8 protein-coding genes are annotated in these 20,519 nt (G+C 48.8%); 5 read left to right on the top strand and 3 right to left on the bottom strand.

Going from position 1 to position 20,519, the window contains the following annotated elements:
- Positions 1–7: 7 nt before the first annotated feature.
- The 4 genes from srfAB to LNN34_RS14430 all read left to right on the top strand — a co-directional run bounded on the left by srfAB (position 8) and on the right by LNN34_RS14430 (position 16,732).
- Positions 8–10,762, top strand: coding sequence for a surfactin non-ribosomal peptide synthetase SrfAB (gene srfAB / locus LNN34_RS22110; protein WP_416378573.1), 10,755 nt, complete (start codon positions 8–10; stop codon positions 10,760–10,762).
- A 37-nt stretch (positions 10,763–10,799) separates the two neighbouring features.
- Positions 10,800–14,627 carry a surfactin non-ribosomal peptide synthetase SrfAC gene (gene srfAC / locus LNN34_RS14440; protein ID WP_229043690.1) on the top strand — a complete coding sequence of 1,276 codons (3,828 nt, stop codon included), beginning with the start codon at positions 10,800–10,802 and terminating at the stop codon, positions 14,625–14,627.
- Positions 14,628–14,654: 27 nt separating this feature from the next.
- Positions 14,655–15,383: a surfactin biosynthesis thioesterase SrfAD gene (srfAD, locus tag LNN34_RS14435; protein ID WP_059334477.1), complete on the top strand. Its 729-nt coding sequence runs from the start codon at positions 14,655–14,657 to the stop codon at positions 15,381–15,383.
- Positions 15,384–15,487: 104 nt separating this feature from the next.
- Positions 15,488–16,732 carry an MFS transporter gene (locus LNN34_RS14430; protein ID WP_229043689.1) on the top strand — a complete coding sequence of 415 codons (1,245 nt, stop codon included), beginning with the start codon at positions 15,488–15,490 and terminating at the stop codon, positions 16,730–16,732.
- An 88-nt stretch (positions 16,733–16,820) separates the two neighbouring features.
- Here the strand turns inward: LNN34_RS14430 and LNN34_RS14425 are convergent, their stop codons facing one another.
- Together LNN34_RS14425 and LNN34_RS14420 are read right to left on the bottom strand one after the other, a co-directional pair.
- Complete coding sequence (locus LNN34_RS14425; RefSeq protein WP_229043688.1) at positions 16,821–17,264, bottom strand: YcxB family protein; 444 nt, start codon at positions 17,262–17,264, stop codon at positions 16,821–16,823.
- Positions 17,265–17,400: 136 nt separating this feature from the next.
- Positions 17,401–18,342, bottom strand: a complete 942-nt coding sequence (locus tag LNN34_RS14420; RefSeq protein ID WP_229043687.1) for a DMT family transporter — start codon at positions 18,340–18,342, stop codon at positions 17,401–17,403.
- A 123-nt stretch (positions 18,343–18,465) separates the two neighbouring features.
- On the opposite strand from LNN34_RS14420, the gene LNN34_RS14415 reads away from it, so the two are divergent.
- Positions 18,466–19,800 carry a PLP-dependent aminotransferase family protein gene (locus LNN34_RS14415; protein WP_229043686.1) on the top strand — a complete coding sequence of 445 codons (1,335 nt, stop codon included), beginning with the start codon at positions 18,466–18,468 and terminating at the stop codon, positions 19,798–19,800.
- Here LNN34_RS14415 and LNN34_RS14410 read toward each other — a convergent pair.
- Positions 19,795–20,469 (bottom strand): 4'-phosphopantetheinyl transferase family protein, encoded by a 675-nt coding sequence (locus LNN34_RS14410; RefSeq protein WP_101863975.1) that lies wholly within the window; start codon positions 20,467–20,469, stop codon positions 19,795–19,797. The genes LNN34_RS14415 and LNN34_RS14410 overlap by 6 nt on opposite strands.
- Positions 20,470–20,519 lie beyond the last annotated feature (50 nt).

Genomic DNA, 20,519 nt, shown 5'->3' with positions numbered 1-20,519 from the left:
GTGGCATATGAGCAAAAAATCGATTCAAAAGGTGTATGCACTTACACCGATGCAGGAAGGAATGCTGTATCATGCGATGCTTGATCCGCATTCTTCCTCTTACTTCACACAATTAGAGCTTGGCATTCAAGGTGTTTTTGATCTAGAAATCTTTGAGAAAAGCGTCAATGAACTGATCCGGTCATACGATATTCTCCGTACGGTATTTGTGCACCAGCAGCTGCAAAAGCCGCGTCAGGTTGTGTTAGCGGAACGCAAGACAAAGGTGCACTATGAAGATATCAGTCATGCAGACGAGGATCGCCAGAAAGACCACATCGAGCGTTACAAACTAGACGTTCAGCGCCAAGGCTTTAACCTGGCAAAAGACATTTTGTTCAAGGTGGCAGTTTTCCGCCTTGATGCAGATCAGCTGTATCTTGTCTGGAGCAATCACCATATTATGATGGACGGCTGGAGCATGGGCGTGCTGATGAAAAGCCTGTTCCAAAACTACGAAGCGCTCAGAGCAGGCCGCACACCTGCAAACGGGCAGGGCAAGCCATATTCCGACTACATTAAGTGGCTTGGAAAACAGGACAATGAAGAAGCGGAAGGCTACTGGAGCGAACGCTTGGCGGATTTTGAACAGCCAAGCGTGCTCCTGGGCCGCTTGCCGGAGAAAAAAGAAGAGTATGTGAACAGAGAATACTCATTTACATGGGATGAGGAACTGGTTGCACGCATTCAGCAAACGGCGAATCGCCATCAAGTGACGGGGCCTAACCTGTTTCAGGCGATCTGGGGAATCGTCCTCAGCAAATATAACTTTACAAATGATGTTGTCTTCGGCACGGTCGTATCGGGACGGCCGTCTGAAATCAACGGAATTGAAACAATGGCGGGGCTCTTTATCAATACCATTCCGGTGCGTGTAAAGGTTGATCAGCAGTCTACATTCGCTGATATTTTCACAGACGTTCAGCAGCATGCGGTGGAGGCGGAGCGTTACGATTACGTGCCGCTTTACGAGATTCAAAAACGTTCAGCCTTGGACAGCAGTCTTTTGAACCATCTCGTCGCTTTTGAAAATTATCCGCTTGATCAAGAGCTTGAAAACGGCAGCATGGAAGACCGGCTCGGGTTCTCTATTAAGGTTGAGAGCGCATTTGAACAAACAAGCTTTGATTTCAACCTCATTGTTTACCCGGGTAAAACCTGGACCGTTAAAATCAAATATAACGGCGCTGCATTTGATTCTGCTTTTATTGAACGGACAGCAGGGCATCTCACCCGCATGATGACAGCCGCTGTCGAGCGGCCGGACGCTTTTGTGCGTGAGCACGGGCTTGTGGGAGAAGAAGAGCAGCGGCAAATTGTGGAGACCTTTAACAGCACTTCATCAGAACTCCCTGTAGGAATGGCTGTTCATCAGGTATTTGAAGAACAAGCAAAGCGGACACCGGCAAGTACTGCCCTCGTATATGAAGGAGCCGAGCTGACATACCGCGAGCTGAACGAAGCAGCGAACCGCCTGGCGAGAAAGCTCATCGGGCAAGGTCTTCAAAAGGGTGAAACAGCAGCCATTATGAATGACCGTTCGGCAGACACTGTTGCCGCCATGCTGGCTGTGTTAAAAGCAGGCGCCGCATATGTGCCGCTTGATCCCGCACTTCCGGAGGATCGGCTCCGTTTCATGGCGGAGGACAGCTCAATTCGGATCGCTTTAGCTGGAGAGGCCTATACAAAACAGGCAAATCAGCTGCAAGTACCGGTTCTCCCGCTGGAAGGCGTCTTTGAAGGGAATGAAACGGCTGACAATCTGAATCTGCCCGCCGATTCGTCTGACCTGGCTTACATCATGTACACGTCAGGTTCGACCGGAAAACCGAAAGGCGTCATGATCGAACATAAAAGCATTCTGCGTCTCGTTAAAAATGCAGGATACGTTCCTGTTCATGAAGAAGACCGAATGGCGCAAACGGGAGCTGTCAGCTTTGATGCAGGTACATTTGAGGTCTTTGGCGCGCTGCTGAACGGCGCTGCGCTTTATCCGGTGAAAAAAGAGACACTGCTTGACGCGACACGGTTTTCAGCGTTCCTCCGTGAGCAGAGAATTACGACGATGTGGCTGACATCGCCATTATTCAATCAGCTTGCTGCAAAGGATGCCGGCATGTTCGGCACACTGCGCCATTTAATTATCGGCGGAGACGCGCTCGTGCCGCATATTGTAAGTAAAGTGAAACAGGCATCGCCGTTGCTTTCTCTGTGGAACGGGTACGGACCGACAGAAAATACGACATTTTCTACAAGCTTTCTGATTGATCGCGAGTACAGCGGTTCAATTCCAATCGGGAAGCCAATCGGAAATTCCACTGCATACATCATGGATGAGCAGCAGCGCCTGCAGCCGATCGGCGCGCCCGGTGAACTGTGTGTCGGCGGAAGCGGCGTGGCACGGGGCTACGTCAACCTCCCAGAGCTGACGAAGAAGCAATTTCTCGAAGATCCATTCAAATCGGGTGAAAAAATGTATCGAACTGGCGACTTGGCGAGATGGCTTCCGGACGGGAATATCGAGTTTTTAGGAAGAATTGATAACCAGGTGAAGGTGCGCGGGTTCCGGATTGAGCTTGGCGAAATTGAAACCAAATTGAACATGGCCGAACATGTGACAGAGGCTGCCGTGATCATTCGCAAAAACAAAGCGGATGAAAATGAAATCTGCGCGTACTTTACAGCGGATCGCGAAGTGTCTGTGAGCGGGCTGAGAAAAACGCTGTCTCAATCATTGCCTGACTATATGGTTCCTGCCCATTTGATCCAGATGGACAGCCTGCCGCTTACACCAAACGGAAAAATCAATAAAAAAGAACTGCCTGCGCCTCAATCAGACGCTGTGCAGTCTGAATATGCAGCACCCAAAACAGAGAGTGAAAAGAAATTAGCGGAGATCTGGGAAGGGATACTCGGCGTCAAAGCAGGCGTTACCGATAACTTCTTTATGATCGGCGGACATTCTCTGAAAGCGATGATGATGACGGCGAAAATTCAAGAGCATTTCCACAAGGAAGTACCGATTAAAGTGCTCTTTGAAAAGCCGACCATTCAAGAACTGGCACTGTATTTGGAAGAGAGCGAAAGCAAGGAGGAGCAGACGTTTGAACCGATCAGGCAAGCACCTTATCAGCAGCATTATCCTGTTTCCCCGGCCCAGCGGAGAATGTACATCCTCAATCAGCTTGGACAAGCAAGCACAAGTTACAACGTCCCTGCTGTACTTTTGCTGGAGGGAGAAGTAAACAAAGACCGGCTTGAACATGCGATTCAGCAATTAATCAACCGGCACGAAATTCTCCGTACGTCGTTTGACATGATAGACGGAGAAGTCGTACAGACCGTTCATAAAAACATATCGTTCCAGCTGGAGGCTGCCAAGGGACGGGAAGAAGACGCGGAAGAGCTGATCAAATCGTTTATTCAGCCGTTTGAGTTAAACCGCGCGCCGCTCGTCCGTTCGAAGCTTGTCCAGCTTGAAGAAGAACGCCATCTGCTGCTCATTGATATGCACCATATCATTACGGACGGCAGCTCCACAGGCATTTTCATCGGCGATCTCGCCAAAATCTATCAAGGCGCAGATCTGGAGCTCCCGCAGATTCACTATAAAGATTACGCTGTCTGGCAAAAAGAACATGCGGATCATCAAAAGGATGAAGCATACTGGCTGGATACGTTTAAAGGCGAGCTGCCGGTTCTTGATCTTCCGGCGGATTTCCCGCGTCCTGCAGAACGGAGCTTTTCCGGGGAGCGCGTCATGTTCGGGCTGGATAAACAAATCACAGCTCAAATCAAATCGCTGCTGTCAGAAACGGACACAACAATGTACATGTTCCTTTTAGCCGCATTTCATGTACTGCTCTCTAAGTACGCGTCACAGGATGACATCATTGTCGGCTCACCGACTGCGGGCAGAACGCATCCTGATCTGCAAGGTGTGCCGGGTATGTTTGTCAACACGGTGGCATTACGGACAGCGCCTGCAGGGGATAAAACCTTTGCACAATTCCTAGACGAAGTCAAAACGGTCAGTCTGCAAGCATTCGAGCACCAAAGCTATCCGCTTGAGGAACTGATTGAAAAACTGCCGCTCACAAGGGACACAAGCCGAAGCCCGCTGTTCAGCGTCATGTTCAACATGCAGAACATGGAGATTCCTTCTTTGAAATTAGGAGATTTGAAGATTTCTTCCTATTCCATGCTTCATCACGTGGCGAAATTTGATCTGTCCTTGGAAGCTGTCGAACGGGAAGAAGAAATCGGTTTAAGCTTTGACTACGCAACTGCCTTGTTTAAGGACGAGACGATCCGCCGCTGGAGCAGCCACTTTGTCAATTTGATCAAAGCAGCTGCGGTTAATCCGAACGTACGGCTGTCTGATTTGGAGATTCTTTCACCAGTTGAAACGGCAGCTTTGCTTGAAGAGAAAAAACAAACCACTCATTCTGGCAATGACACGTTTGCGTCACTTTTCGAAAAACAGGTGCAGCAAACACCTGATCATCCGGCTGTGATTTGTGGCGGAAACCAGCTGAGCTATCGTGAGCTCGATGAACAGGCAAACCAGCTGGCGCATCATTTGCGCGCGCACGGGGCAGGAAGTGAAGACATCGTAGCCGTTGTCATGGACCGTTCAGCTGACCTAATGACAGCTGTTCTTGGTGTCCTGAAGGCGGGAGCAGCTTTCCTTCCGATTGATCCGGATACGCCTGAGGAACGAATCCGCTATTCATTAGAAGACAGCGGTGTGAGATTTACAGTCGTGAATGAAAGAAATATGACTGCCATAGGGCAATATCAAGGAACCGCCATCAACATCGATCAAGCGGATTGGCGGAACGAAAGCAAGGAGCGTCCGGAACCGATTTCTGGGCCTCAGAATCTTGCATATATCATTTACACATCCGGTACGACCGGGAAGCCGAAGGGTGTGCAGATTGAGCATCGCAATCTGACAAACTATGTTTCTTGGTTTAGCAAAGAGGCAGGGCTGGCTGAAACGGATAAGTCTGTCTTGCTTTCGTCTTACGCATTCGACTTGGGATATACAAGCATTTTCCCTGTGCTTCAAGCAGGCGGTGAGCTTCACATTGTGCCGAAAGAAACATATACGGCGCCCGATCAGATTGGCCGTTATATCAAGGAACACGGCATCACGTATATCAAGCTGACACCGTCTCTGTTCCATACGATGGTGAACACGGCCAGCTTTACAAAGGAGCCGCACTTTGAATCCCTGCGCTTGATTGTGTTGGGAGGAGAAAAGATCATTCCGGCTGATGTTTTAGCTTTCAGCAAGGTATATCGGCATACCGAATTTATCAATCACTACGGTCCGACCGAAGCAACGATCGGCGCCATTGCCGGACGGGTTGACCTGACTGAACCTGACACATTCGCGAAACGGCCGATAATCGGACGGCCGATTGCCAATGCCGGCGCACTTGTCTTAAATGAGTCATTGAAGCTTGTACCTTCGGGAGCGAGCGGCCAGTTATATATCACGGGACAGGGGCTTGCCAGAGGATATCTCAGCCGTCCTCAGCTCACATCCGAGAAATTTGTGGAAAACCCGTATGCGCCGGGCAGCCTGATGTACAAGACCGGAGATGTCGTCCGGAGACTGGCTGACGGCACGATTGAATTTATCGGCCGGGCTGATGATCAGGTGAAAATTCGCGGCTACCGCATTGAGCCGAAAGAAATTGAAACGGTCATGCTCAGCCTCAGCGACGTTCAAGAAGCGGTGGTGCTTGCGGTTTCTGAGGGCGGGCTTCAAGAGCTTTGCGCGTATTATACGGCGGATCAAGCCATTGAAAAAGCAGAGCTCCGGAAACAGCTTTCACAAATACTGCCGTCTCATATGATCCCTGCCTTCTTTGTGCAGGTGGACGCCATCCCGCTCACGGCGAACGGGAAAACCGACAGAAACGCATTGCCGAAGCCGAACGCAGCGCAATCCGGATATGAAGCGTCAGCTGCTCCGGAAACAGCGCTTGAAGAAAGCCTTTGCCGCATCTGGCAGAAAACACTCGGCATTGAAGCGATCGGAATCGATGACAACTTCTTCGATTTAGGCGGCCATTCACTAAAAGGAATGATGCTCATCGCCAATATACAGGCAGATTTGGAGAAAACCGTGCCGCTTAAAGCGCTGTTCGAACAGCCGACTGTACGCCAGCTGGCGGCTTATATGGAGGAATCGGCAGCATCAGGCGGCTATCACATGCTGAAGCCGGCTGACAAACAGGATGTGTATCCATTGTCATCCGCGCAGAAACGGATGTACGTGCTCAATCAGCTAGACCGGCAGACGATCAGCTATAATATGCCATCGGTTCTTCTTATGGAAGGCGAGCTTCACATTTCGCGCCTGCGGGAATCACTCAACCAGCTCGTAAACCGTCATGAATCATTGCGCACGTCATTTACGGAAGCAGACGGAGAGCCTGTCCAGCGCATTGTTGAGGAGGCATCAATTGATCTTCACGTGTTTGATGCAGAAGAGGGCGAGGCGGAACAGAAGATTAAAGAATTTATCCGGCCATTCGACTTAAGCGGCGCTCCGCTCATTCGCGCGGCATTACTCCGAATCGCAGACCAAAAACATCTGCTTCTATTGGATATGCATCACATTATCGCGGATGGTGTATCAAGAGGTATTTTCGTTAAAGAATTGACACTGCTTTATAAAGGCGAACAGCTTCCGGAGCCGAAGCTTCATTATAAAGATTTCGCTGTTTGGCAAAATGAAGCCGGTCAGAAAGAACGGATGAAGGAGCATGAGCAATACTGGCTTTCAGTTCTCTCAGGCGAACTGCCGGAGCTTGACCTTCCGCTCGATTACACCCGACCGCCTGTTCAAAGCTTTGAAGGGGATACCGTCCGTTTCCGTGCGGAAAGCGGAACGGCAAAGGCGATTGAAAAACTGCTCGCAGAAACGGGAACGACTTTGCATATGGTGCTTCACACCGTCTTCCATGTCTTTTTAAGCAAAATCTCCGGACAGCGGGATATCGTGATCGGCTCGGTTACAGCTGGCCGCACGAATGCCGACGTGCAAAACATGCCGGGGATGTTCGTCAATACGCTCGCACTGAGAATGGAAGCAAGGGAAGAGCAGACATTTGCAGAGCTTCTGGAGCAAGCGAAGGAGACAAATCTGTCAGCACTTGAGCATCAGGAGTATCCGTTTGAAGACCTGGTCAATCAGTTAGACCTCCCTCGGGATATGAGCCGGAATCCTTTGTTTAATGTGATGGTTACGACAGAAAACCCTGATAAAGAACAGCTTGAGCTGCAAGATCTCACGATTTCACCTTATGAGGCACATCAAGGAACATCCAAGTTTGACCTCACATTAGGCGGTTTCGCTGACGAAAACGGCATCGGTCTTCAGCTGGAATATGCGACTGACCTATTCTCAAGAGAAACTGCTGAGCAATGGAGCGAATACGTTCTGCGATTATTGCAGGCTGTGGCAGAAAATCCAAACCAGCCGCTTTCCGGCCTGTCACTCGTCAACGAGACAGAAAAACAAACGCTCTTGGAGGCATGGAAAGGAAAAACACTGCCTGTGCCGACAGACAAAACGGTTCATCAGCTGTTTGAAGAAGCGGCTAAGCGCCACAAAGACCGCCCGGCTGTTACGTATAACGGGCAATCATGGACGTACGGCGAGCTGAATGCGAAGGCGAATCGTCTGGCGCGGATTCTGATTGACTGCGGCATCGGCGCGGATGAGCGCGTCGGCATTCTCACGAAGCCGTCGCTTGAAATGTCCGCCGCGGTGCTCGGTGTCCTGAAGGCAGGAGCGGCATTTGTGCCGATTGATCCTGACTATCCGGATCAGCGGATTGAATATATCCTACAGGACAGCGGCGCGAAACTTCTCTTGAAACAAGAAGGCATCTCAGTGCCGGACAGCTACACGGGCGAGGTCATTCTTCTTGACGGCAACCGCACAATCCTGAGTCTGCCGCTTGATGAAAACGACGAGGAAAATCCGCAGACCGACACAACCTCGGATCACCTTGCTTATATGATTTACACGTCAGGAACGACCGGACAGCCGAAGGGTGTGATGATCGAGCACCATGCGCTTGTGAACCTGTGCTTCTGGCACCACGACGCATTTGGCATGACGGCGGAGGATCGCAGTGCGAAGTACGCGGGCTTCGGGTTCGACGCTTCCATTTGGGAGATGTTCCCGACCTGGACGATCGGCGCCGAGCTTCATGTCATTGATGAAGCGATCCGCCTTGATATCACCCGCCTGAATGACTATTTCGAAACGCACAACGTCACAGTCACCTTCCTGCCGACACAGCTGGCGGAACAGTTCATGGAGCTAGAGAACACATCACTCCGCGTATTGCTGACAGGCGGAGACAAACTGAAGCGTGCGGTTAAGCAGCCGTACACGATTGTCAACAACTACGGGCCGACCGAAAACACTGTCGTTGCGACGAGCACAGAAATCAATCCGGAGGAAGGTTCGCTTTCCATCGGTCGCGCGATCGCCAATACGAGAGTGTACATTCTCAGCGAAAGCCATCAGGTTCAGCCGGAAGGCGTGGCCGGAGAGCTTTGTGTGGCGGGGCGCGGACTGGCGCGCGGCTATCTGAACAGGGAAGACGAAACCGCGAAGCGGTTTGTCCCCGATCCGTTCGTGCCGGGTGAACGCATGTACAAAACAGGCGATTTAGTGAAATGGACGAACGGCGGCATCGAATACATCGGCCGGATCGACCAGCAGGTCAAAGTCCGCGGTTACCGAATCGAGCTGTCAGAAATTGAAGTGCAGCTGGCCCAGCTTTCTCAGGTGCAGGATGCGGCAGTGACAGCTGTAAAAGATAAAGGCGGCAATACAGCGATCGCGGCGTATGTCACACCGGAAACAGCTGACATAGAAGCGCTGAAATCAGCACTGAAGGAAACCCTGCCAGACTACATGATCCCGGCGTTCTGGGTGACATTAAACGAGCTTCCGGTTACCGCAAACGGCAAAGTAGACCGCAAAGCGCTTCCGGAGCCGGACATCGAAGCAGGAAGCGGAGAATACAAAGCGCCGTCCACTGACATGGAAGAGCTGCTTGCCGGCATTTGGCAGGACGTGCTCGGTATTTCTGAAGTCGGTGTCAGCGACAATTTCTTCTCGCTCGGCGGAGATTCCATTAAAGGAATCCAGATGGCGAGCCGCTTGAACCAGCACGGCTGGAAGCTGGAAATGAAGGATCTCTTCCAGCACCCGACGATTGAAGAACTGACACAATACGTGGAGCGTGCCGAAGGCAAACAGGCAGACCAAGGCCCTGTGGAGGGCGAAGTTACCCTGACGCCGATCCAGCGCTGGTTCTTTGAAAAGAATTTCTCGAACAAACACCATTGGAACCAGTCGGTCATGCTTCATTCTGCGAAGGGCTTCAATCCTGAACGGGTTGAAAAGACATTGCAGGCACTGATTGAACATCATGACGCGCTGCGCATGGTTTACCGTGAAGAAAACGGCGACATCATTCAATCGTATAAACGGATAGACGAATGCGAGGTCAGCTTCGAAATCGTTGATCTGTACGGCTCAGATGAAGATATGCTGAAAAGTCAGATTAAGGTTCTCGCTGACAGTCTGCAAAGCAGTCTTGACCTGCAAAACGGGCCGCTTCTGAAAGGGGAGCTATACCGCACGGAAGCAGGGGATCACCTGCTCATCGCTGTACACCATCTCGTGGTCGACGGCGTATCATGGCGGATTTTACTTGAGGACTTTGCATCAGGCTACGTGCAGACTGAGAACGAAGAGAAAATCGTCTTCCCGCAAAAAACGAACTCCTTCAAGGATTGGGCGGAAGAATTGGCGGCATTCAGCCAATCAGCACACCTTTTGCAGCAGGCTGAATACTGGGCGCAAATTGACGCTGAAGAGGTTTCCGCTGTACCGAAGGATGCTGAAACAGAGGAGCGGATTGTCAAACATACATCATCCGTCATCTGCGAATTAAATGAAGAAGACACTAAACACCTCTTAACAGATGTTCATCAGCCATATGGAACCGAGATCAATGATATTCTCCTCAGTGCGCTCGGTTTAACGATGAAAGAGTGGACAGACGGTGTCAAAATCGGCATCAATCTTGAGGGGCACGGACGGGAAGACATCATCCCGAATGTGAACATCTCCAGAACGGTTGGCTGGTTTACGGCACAATATCCTGTTGTGCTCGACATGTCTGAAACAGATGTTTCAGCGGTCATCAAAGCAGTCAAAGAAAACCTGCGCCGCGTTCCGGACAAAGGCGTCGGATACGGCATTCTCCGCTACTTTACGGAACAAGCGGGAGCGCAAGGCTTCACACCGGAAATCAGCTTTAACTATTTAGGCCAATTCGACAGTGAAGTGAAAACGGATTTCTTTGAACCGTCCGCTTTCGATATGGGACGCCAAGTGAGCGAAGAATCAGAAGCCCTGTACGCTTTAAGCTTCAGCGGCATGATCCGAAACGGACGTTTTGTCCTCTCTTGCTCCTACAATGAGAAGGAATATGAAAGAGCAACGGTCGAAGCACAAATGGAGCGGTTTAAAGAAAATCTCCTCCTGATCATCCGCCATTGTACGGAAAAAGAGGACAAGGAATTCACACCGAGCGACTTCAGTGCGGGAGACCTTGAAATGGATGAGATGGGCGATATCTTTGACATGCTTGAGGAGAATTTGAAATAAAAATGCAAGGGAATTACAGAAGGCGGGAGCGAAACATATGAGTCAATTTAGCAAAGATCAGGTTCAAGATATGTATTACCTATCGCCGATGCAGGAGGGGATGCTGTTTCATACCATCCTTAATCCCGGCCAGAGCTTTTACCTTGAACAAATTACGATGAAAGTAAAGGGCGACTTCAATATCAAATGCCTTGAAGAAAGCATGAATGTCATCATGGACCGGTACGATGTATTTCGTACCGTGTTCATTCACGAAAAAGTAAAAAGGCCCGTTCAAGTCGTATTAAAAAAACGTCAATTTCATATAGAAGAAATGGATCTGACACATTTACCCGAAAGTGAACAAACGGACAAAATCAATGAATACAAAGCACAGGATAAGATCAAAGGCTTTGATTTAACGCGGGATATTCCGATGAGGGCAGCCATCTTCAAAAAAGCTGACAACAGCTTTGAATGGGTGTGGAGCTACCACCACATGATTTTGGACGGATGGTGCTTCGGCATCGTCGTGCAGGATCTGTTTAAGGTATACAACGCTTTACGCGAACAAAAGCCGTACAGTCTGCCGCCTGTCAAACCGTATAAGGAATACATCAAGTGGCTTGAAAAGCAGGATAAACAAGCATCGCTCCGCTACTGGCACGAGTACTTGGAAGACTTTGAAGGACAGACGACGTTTGCGGAGCAAAGAAAGAAACAAAAGGAAGGGTACGAACCGAAAGAACTTCTCTTCTCACTGCCGGAAGCGGAAACAAAAGCTTTTACAGAGCTTGCGAAATCTCAGCACACCACTTTGAGTACCGCTTTGCAGGCAGTCTGGAGCGTACTGATCAGCCGTTATCAGCGGTCTGACGATTTGGCTTTCGGTACAGTCGTTTCCGGACGTCCCGCGGAAATCAAAGGCGTTGAACATATGGTCGGCCTGTTTATCAACGTTGTTCCAAGAAGAGTGAAATTGGCTGAAAACATGACATTCAACGGTTTGCTCAAGCAGCTTCAGGAGCAGTCACTTGAGTCAGAACCGCATCAATATGTGCCGCTTTATGACATCCAAAGCCAAGCCAACCAGTTGAAATTGATTGACCACATCATCGTGTTTGAAAATTATCCGCTTCAGGATGCAAGCAATGAAGAAAGCAGTCAAAACGGGTTCGATATGGAGGATGTCCATGTATTTGAGAAGTCAAATTACGATCTCAATTTGATGGCCTCCCCGGGTGACGAAATGCTGATCAAGCTTGCCTATAATGAGAATGTGTTTGATGAAGCGTTTATGCTGCGCTTAAAATCCCAGCTTCTCACAGCGATTCAGCAGCTTATTCAGCATCCGGATCAGCCTGTCAGCACCATTGATTTCATTGACGAAAAAGAAAAAGAGTACTTGCTTAACGGCTTAAATCCGGCACCTCAAACGTGTGAGCCAAAACCGCTGACGGATTGGTTCAAGGAGGCGGTGGACGTCAATCCAAGTGCACCGGCGCTCACATTTGCAGGCCGAACGCTGTCCTATCACGAATTAGACGAGGAAACGAACCGCCTCGCACGCCGTTTGCAAAAGCAAGGGGCAGGCAAAGGCTCAGTTGTTGCATTGTACACGAAGCGCTCGCTGGAACTGGTGATTGGGATTCTCGGTGTGTTAAAAGCGGGAGCTGCTTATGTGCCGGTTGATCCTAAGCTGCCGGATGACCGAATCTCATATATGCTGACCGACAGCGGGGCGGCATGTCTGCTTACACACCAAGAGATGAAAGAGCAAGCGAATCAGCTGCCGTTTACAGGCCAAACACTCATCATTGATGATCCCATCCGTTTTGAAGAAGAGGCAAGCGATCCTGAAACCGCGATTGCACCCGATGATGCGGCGTATATCATGTATACATCAGGCACAACCGGAAAGCCAAAGGGAAATATCACGACGCATGCCAATATTCAAGGATTAGTGAAGCACGTTGACTACATGACGTTTTCTGAAAAAGACACGTTCTTATCTGTATCGAATTACGCTTTTGACGCATTTACCTTTGATTTCTACGCTTCCATTCTGAATGGAGCAAGGCTGATTATCGCAGATGAAAATACACTGCTTGATACAGACCGTCTCACGAGTCTCATCCGCCAAGAGAATGTCAGCGTCATGTTTGCGACCACAGCTTTATTTAATCTTCTCACAGATGCGGGAGAGGATTGGCTGAAGGGGCTTCGCTGTGTGTTATTCGGCGGGGAACGCGCGTCTGTGCCTCACGTCAGGAAAGCGCTGCGGATCATGGGGCCGGGCAAGCTGATTAATTGCTACGGTCCGACTGAGGGCACGGTGTTTGCAACGGCTCACGTCGTGCACGAGATTCCGGAGTCTATCTCCTCACTGCCGATCGGAAAGCCGATCAGCAATGCGAGTATTTATATTCTTAATGAATCAAATCAGCTCCAGCCATTCGGAGCGGTCGGTGAACTATGCATCAGCGGAATGGGCGTATCAAAAGGCTATGTAAATCGTGATGAGCTGACAAAGCAGAAATTTACCGCCAACCCGTTCAAACCGGGAGAAACACTTTACCGCACCGGGGATCTCGCTCGCTGGCTGCCTGACGGTACGATTGAATACGCCGGCCGCATTGATGATCAAGTGAAAATACGGGGGCACCGGATCGAGCTGGAAGAAATCGAAAAGCAGCTGCAGGAATATCCCGGAGTAAAAGACGCGGTCGTCGTGGTGGACCGCCGCGAGTCTGGGGACGCATCAATTAACGCCTACCTCGTGAACCGGACACAGCTTTCAGCAGGAGACGTTAAGGCACACCTGAAAAAACAGCTTCCTGCTTATATGGTGCCGCAGACATTTACGTTCTTGGACGAGCTTCCTTTAACAACAAACGGAAAAGTCAATAAACGTCTGCTGCCAAAACCGGAGCAAGATCAGATATCGCAAGAATGGATTGGGCCTCGAAATGAAACGGAAGAAACAATCGCGCAAATCTGGTCCGAGATTCTCGGCAGAAAGCAAGTCAGCATCCATGACGATTTCTTCGAGCTTGGCGGCCATTCCTTAAAGGCGATGACAGCCGCTTCTCGCATCAAAAAAGAGCTCGGAATTGACCTTCCGGTGAAGCTTTTGTTTGAAGCGCCGACGATTGCCGGCATTTCTGCATACCTGAAAAACGGGGGCTCAGAAGGACTTCAGGACGTAACAATCATGAATCCGGAACAGGATGACATCATTTTCGCGTTTCCTCCGGTATTGGGATATGGCTTAATGTATCAGAACCTGGCCAAGCACTTGCCGTCATACAAGTTGTGCGCCTTTGACTTTATTGAAGAGGAAAATCGTCTTGACCGGTATGCCGCTCTGATCAAGGAGCTTCAGCCGGAAGGTCCTGTGACACTGTTCGGTTATTCAGCAGGATGCAGCCTGGCGTTTGAAGCCGCTAAAAAACTTGAAGAGCAGGGACGCACTGTACAGCGGATTATCATGGTGGATTCCTATAAAAAACAAGGCGTCAGTGATCTGGACGGACGCACGGTCGAAAACGATGTCGAGGCGCTGATGAATGTAAATCGAGACAATGAAGCCCTCAATAGCGAAGCCGTCAAGCAGGGGCTCAAGAAAAAAACACATGCCTTCTACTCATACTACGTCAACCTGATCAGCTCGGGCCAAGTGAAAGCGGACATTGATTTGCTGACCTCTGATATTGACTTTGAAATGCCTGAATGGCTTTCATCATGGGAAGAGGCGACAACGGGCGCTTATCGTGTGAAAAAAGGCTTTGGTACACACGCCGAAATGCTGCAGGGCGAATGTCTTGATAGGAATGCCGGGATTTTGCGCGAATTTCTTAATAAACAAACCATAACGCTTTCTTAAGGAAGCGATGAAAGGGGGAGCCGGCCAATGAGCCAACTTTTCAAATCATTTGATGTATCGGAAAAAACGCAGCTCATCTGTTTTCCGTTTGCCGGCGGCTACTCGGCGTCATTTCGCCCTCTCCATACTTTCTTGCAGGGAGAGTGTGAAATGCTTGCAGCTGAACCGCCCGGGCACGGCACGAATCAGACGTCAGCAATTGAGGATCTCGAGCAGCTGACTGATTTGTACAAGCAAGAATTACATTTGCATCCAGATCGGCCGTTTGTGCTGTTCGGGCACAGCATGGGCGGGATGATTACCTTCAGGCTGGCGCAAAAACTGGAGCGTGAAGGCATTTTTCCGCAGGCTGTGATTATTTCTGCGATTCAGCCGCCGCATATTCAGCGGAAAAAAGTATCGCATTTGCCTGATGATCAATTTCTCGATCATATTATCAAATTAGGCGGAATGCCCGCAGAGCTCGTTGAAAATAAAGAAGTTATGTCATTTTTTCTTCCTTCGTTCAGATCGGATTACCGGGCTCTTGAACAATTCGAGCTTAACGACATGACACCGATCCAATCGCCGGTCCACGTCTTTAACGGACTGAATGACGAAAAATGCATCCGGGATGCGGAAGGCTGGAAGAAGTGGGCGAAACACATCACGTTCCATGAATTTGACGGCGGGCATATGTTTCTGCTGTCAAATACGGAGGAAGTGGCGGAACGGATTTTTGCGATTTTGAATCAGCATCCGATTTCCAGTTCCTAATGAAAAAGCGGACAGCACTGTGCTGTCCGCTTTTTTGATATAGAATGTAAATTTTTTCATGATATAATAATCGCAATACTCAAATAAAGGCAGGTCAGGAAAACATGTCTCGGCACATCCTTCGCGCGTCTCCTAAGATGAAATGGTTAGTATTGCTGTTCACGTTTGTCTTCGCCATCGGAATGAACTCATTCAGAAATTCCTTTCAATTTTTTATGCTCCCGATGGCAGAGACCTTTCACGCCGATCGGTCGCTGATTTCAGCTTCCGTCAGCATTTTTATGATCACAACAGGTGTCGTTCAGTTTTTTGTCGGCTTTTTTATTGACCGGTTCAGCGTCAGAAAGATTATGGGGATCGGCGCCATTTGTATCAGCGCAAGCTTATTGGCGCTCCCGCATTCGCCAAATGTCCATATATTTTCCGTGATCTACGGAGTGCTCGGCGGAATCGGCTATTCCTGCGCGGTTGGCGTGACGACACAGTATTTTATCAGCCGCTGGTTTGACACGCATAAAGGCTTGGCGCTCGCCATTTTTACCAATGCAAATTCAGCCGGTTTGCTGCTGCTGTCACCGATTTGGGCTGCGGCTCCTTACTATGCAGGCTGGCAAACTGCGTATACAATATTGGGCATTTTCTTAGCGGCTGTCCTGCTGCCTCTTTTGGCCTTCGGAATGAAGCACCCGCCCAATGTCCAAGGGCAGTCCGTGAAAAAATCTTATGACTGGCAGGGATTTTGGAAGGTGTTAAAGCAGTCCCGCCTCATTCATATCCTGTACTTCGGCGTATTTACGTGCGGATTTACGATGGGAATCATTGATGCTCATCTCGTTCCAATGCTGGAGGATGCGCATGTCTCTCATATCAACGGAATGATGGCTGCATTCGGGGCGTTTATTATCATCGGGGGATTATTGGCAGGCTGGCTGTCAGATTTGCTTGGCAGCAGAAGCGAGATGCTCTCCATTTTGTTTTTCATTCGTCTCATCAGCTTGATCTGCCTGCTCATTCCCGCACTCGGCATTCATAACAGTGAGTTCTGGTACTTGTGCTTTACGCTGTTATTCGGGCTCAGCTACACAGGCGTGATCCCGCTGACTGCTGCGTCCATTTCTGAAAGCTTTCAAACCGGGCTTATCGGCTCGCTCCTAGGCATCAATTTCTTTATCCATCAAATCGCCGGCGCTCTCAGTGTGTATGTGGGCGGATTATTTTTTGACATGAATCATAATTATTTGCTGATTATTGTTGTGTGTTTGGTTCTTGTAAGTTTATCAGCATTATTGGAGCTGGTGCCAACCAAAAAACACAATCATGTTCATACCGAAGAGAGTGTTGAGGGGTAAATCTCCATTAGCTGATGAGAATGTTACTCAATGGAGCGGCATATCTCATTAACATAAAAAAAGAGGGAAAACCCTCTTTTTAAGTTTGTCATTTTACTTTTTTGGCACGTACATGTTCTTTTACTAGCTGTCTGAATGAGTGGAGCTCATTTTCGAATACAAAAAAACGTTTAGGAACTAAGATGACTTGGTGACTAGAAGTTTTGATAGAGAAAAAGTGTTTATAGTCTGCAACTGCCCTTATTTCATCCCATTCAAACAATGTATCGTAGTTTTTGGATTGAATTCGAATGCCTTGCCGGTTAATGGTATAAGTCCTTTTGCGTTTTAGCCGTTTATTGTTCTTATAGCTGGTACGCAGCCGTATATAATGAAAAGCAATCAAAAGCAATGTAAAGATCAAGGACAGAATCGCTATGAAAATACCATTATATATCACTTCAAGTGTTTCGCTGTCATAAACGGTAATCGGAAATCCATAAAAAGAATACACCAATAAAGATAGAAGAAAAATATAAATAAAATAAAACAATGCTGATATCCTTTGCCGGGATAAAAAATAACATCTCATATCTTGTAATGAAATGGCTCCCTCTAGGAAGACACTGTGTTGAATCATTCTTACACTGCACCTCAAACCATTTTTTCTTTAACTCTAACATAACATCTCATTTGTTCATAGAAATGGATTTTTCGGTTTGCTTTCTTTTTCGGAGACCGGCATTGCTTCCCAGCACGCCGATGATAATACAAGCCGCACCGGCAAGGTGATACCAGGCTAGGCTTTCGTTCAAAACCATAACTCCGGCAATCATCGTCACGATGGTGGACAGATGATTAAAGGCACTCATTTTAAACGCCTCAATCCGGGACAGCGCATAGTTGGACATAAACGAAGTCACGAGCGAAGATAACACGCCCAAATACACAATCGCGAGAATAAAGCCGGGTTCCCGGAATGGATGGAAGTAAGTGCCGACCGTTCCGGAAGCGCCGTGCCGAACCAAGGCGATGGCATTGAATACGACAAATCCGATCGCTGACATGATGTAGGTGAGCTCTATCAGCCGGAAACGCTGTGTCATTTTTCTTGCGGCGGTATTGTACATAGCTGAAGACAGAGCGGACAAGAGAATGAGTACAGATCCCTTTAGGCTGGCCGATTCAACGTTCACGCCCTTCATCACAAAAATAAACATGACGCCCGCAACTGATAACACGGTGAACCCTTTTTGAGCCCACGTCGATCGCTCTTTTAAAAAATAAGCAGCAAAGACCATTGTAAAAATCGGAATCGATGCCTGAATGATCCCGGCTTCAGAGGATGACGAGTACACCAGGCCGAATGCCTGAAAGCTGAAAAACAGCGCCGGATACAGCAGGGCGAGCGGCAAAATGGCCATTACATCTTTTAAACGGATGGACAGCTTCACCCATCCGAATAAGACAGGTATAGTAGCCGCTGCAAACGCAAGGGTGAACCGGTGTGCAAGAATATCAAATGGTTCTGCCGATTGCAGCGCGATTTTCACAAAAAGAAAGGATAAACCGATAATCAAAGCGTTTAACATAGCTGCAAGATAAGCTGAGGTTTGCTGGTTTTTATACATACAGGAAGTGCTCCTTTATATAAATAATAGAGCCGGCCGCTCCCTTTTATTGTATGGGGAGGATAGGAACGGTACAATGAGAAAAACAATGAACTGTACCGGTACAAAACAGGGGGAGAAAGAATGGAGAAGTATATCAGTCTCTTCATACAGATAGAGGAAATGATGCAAAGCAGTGTCTATCAAGAAGGAGACAGGCTGCCTTCCATCAGGCAGCTGTCCGCCCGCTATCAAGTCAGCAAAAGCACGGTGATCCGCGCGCTGCAAGAGCTGGAAAAACGCCATCTCATCTATTCTGTTCCGAAAAGCGGTTATTATCTTGTGAAAAAAACGAGAAAGCCGCATCACGGCAAGTCAGGCCCAATCGACTTTGCAACGTCTGCGCCGGACCCTGATATTTTTCCGTATGTGGATTTTCAGCATTGCATCAACAAAGCGATTGATACATACAAGCATGATTTGTTTCTCTACGGAACGCCGAAGGGCCTCCCGTCGCTCATCCGTGTTCTGCAAAAGCTGTTTGCTGATCAGCAGGTATTTGCGGACGAGCGTCATATGTTTATCACATCCGGCGTCCAGCAGGCACTATCCCTGCTATGTGCAATGCCGTTCCCCAATGGGAAAGAGAAGATCGCCATTGAACAGCCGGGCTATCATTTGATGATTGAACAAGTGGAGACACTGGGCATCCCCGCATTCGGGATAAAAAGAACGGAGCAGGGGCTTGATTTAGCGGAAGTCGAGCGGCTGTTTCAAACAGAACCGATCAAATTTTTTTATACAATGCCACGCTTCCATAACCCGCTTGGGAGCTCACTGGCCGAACGGGACAAACGAGAGCTGGTAAGATTGGCGGAAGCCTATGACGTCTATCTTGTTGAGGATGACTATCTCGGTGATCTCGAGGAAAATAAAAAGGCAGACCCGCTGTACGCATACGATCTGTCCTCACATGTGATTTATTTAAAAAGCTTTTCAAAAATGATATTTCCCGGCCTTCGTGTGGGGGCCGCCGTTTTGCCAGATGCGCTGACTGATACATTTCATACGTACAAAAAGCTGAACGACATTGACTGCTCGATGATTTCCCAAGCCGCGTTAGAAATTTACATCAAAAGCGGAATGTTCGGCAGGCACAAGGAGAAAATCAGAAATTCCTATAAGGAACGGTCCCTCAGGCTTCATGAAGCCATTCAAACACACGGACAATCGAGCCGCGGCCGCTTTCTATTTTCCAGCGGCCAGGCCCCGTGCATGCATACCCATTTGGTGCTTCCTGAGGATCTGCCGGCATCAAGAGTGATTCAAAAGATGAAAAAACAAGAGGTTCTCCTTGAAGCGATTGACCGCCATTATTTATCAGACTATCCGAAAGAAAATCTATTAAAAATCAATCTTTCCAATGTGAAGACTGAAGATATTGAACGCGGCATTAAGCTGCTGATGAGCCATTTATAAAAGAGCTTCGTACGAGATCATCGTGATGTCCTCCGGGAAATCAGGGCGGGCGGCGCACACGGCCATTTTATAGCCGGGGTCTACCTCATACGTTTTGATAAAGCAAGGCGTATGGTGTTCCGGAAGCTCGACGGATACTCGGCCATCCTCATGCAGGCGCACGGAGAAGGAGTCAAGCGGCAGCGACAGGCCTTTGCCTTCCTGCTTAATAAAGCTCTCTTTCATAGACCATAGATGATAAAAATAATCGTTTTGCTCGTCTTTATGTTTGGATAAAAGATCGCTGTACTCGTTCTTCGAAAAGAAACGTTCGGCAATCCCGAGGCTGATTGGCTTCATTTTTTCAATATCGACGCCGATCGGATCTGAATCAAACGCGCCGATGACCCAATGGCCGGAGTGGGAAATGTTAAAGTGGGCATTGGGGAGGTCAGGGATGCAAGGCTTCCCGTATTCCTGCGCGCTGAATCGGATATCGGCTTTATTCAGCTGGTACTGCTCGCTGATGACAGAGCGAACAAGCACATCTCCCAGGAGGGTGCGGTGAGCATCTTCTTTATGATAAAATCTCCGGCATTTCTCCCGTTTTTCAGCGGAAACGAAAGACATCAGCCGATCCGTTTCTTCCTGTGAAAGCGGGCGGTCCATATAAATTCCGTAAATTTTCATTCTAGATCCTCCGTCTGCAAAAGATTGTCAAAACCATCCTATCATACTTC

Origin of the sequence: Bacillus sp. AF23, from assembly GCF_020861455.1 — a bacterium.
GTDB lineage: Bacteria > Bacillota > Bacilli > Bacillales > Bacillaceae > Bacillus > Bacillus halotolerans.
This window is presented reverse-complemented; position numbering and strand designations above follow the sequence as displayed.

Bases quoted from the DNA above. Each gene is read 5' to 3' on its own strand.
- srfAB (WP_416378573.1), top strand. From the start codon at position 8: ATGAGCAAAAAATCGATTCAAAAGGTGTATGCACTTACACCGATGCAG.
- srfAC (WP_229043690.1), top strand. From the start codon at position 10,800: ATGAGTCAATTTAGCAAAGATCAGGTTCAAGATATGTATTACCTATCG.
- srfAD (WP_059334477.1), top strand. From the start codon at position 14,655: ATGAGCCAACTTTTCAAATCATTTGATGTATCGGAAAAAACGCAGCTC.
- LNN34_RS14430 (WP_229043689.1), top strand. From the start codon at position 15,488: ATGTCTCGGCACATCCTTCGCGCGTCTCCTAAGATGAAATGGTTAGTA.
- LNN34_RS14420 (WP_229043687.1), bottom strand. From the start codon at position 18,342: ATGTATAAAAACCAGCAAACCTCAGCTTATCTTGCAGCTATGTTAAAC.
- LNN34_RS14415 (WP_229043686.1), top strand. From the start codon at position 18,466: ATGGAGAAGTATATCAGTCTCTTCATACAGATAGAGGAAATGATGCAA.
- LNN34_RS14410 (WP_101863975.1), bottom strand. From the start codon at position 20,469: ATGAAAATTTACGGAATTTATATGGACCGCCCGCTTTCACAGGAAGAA.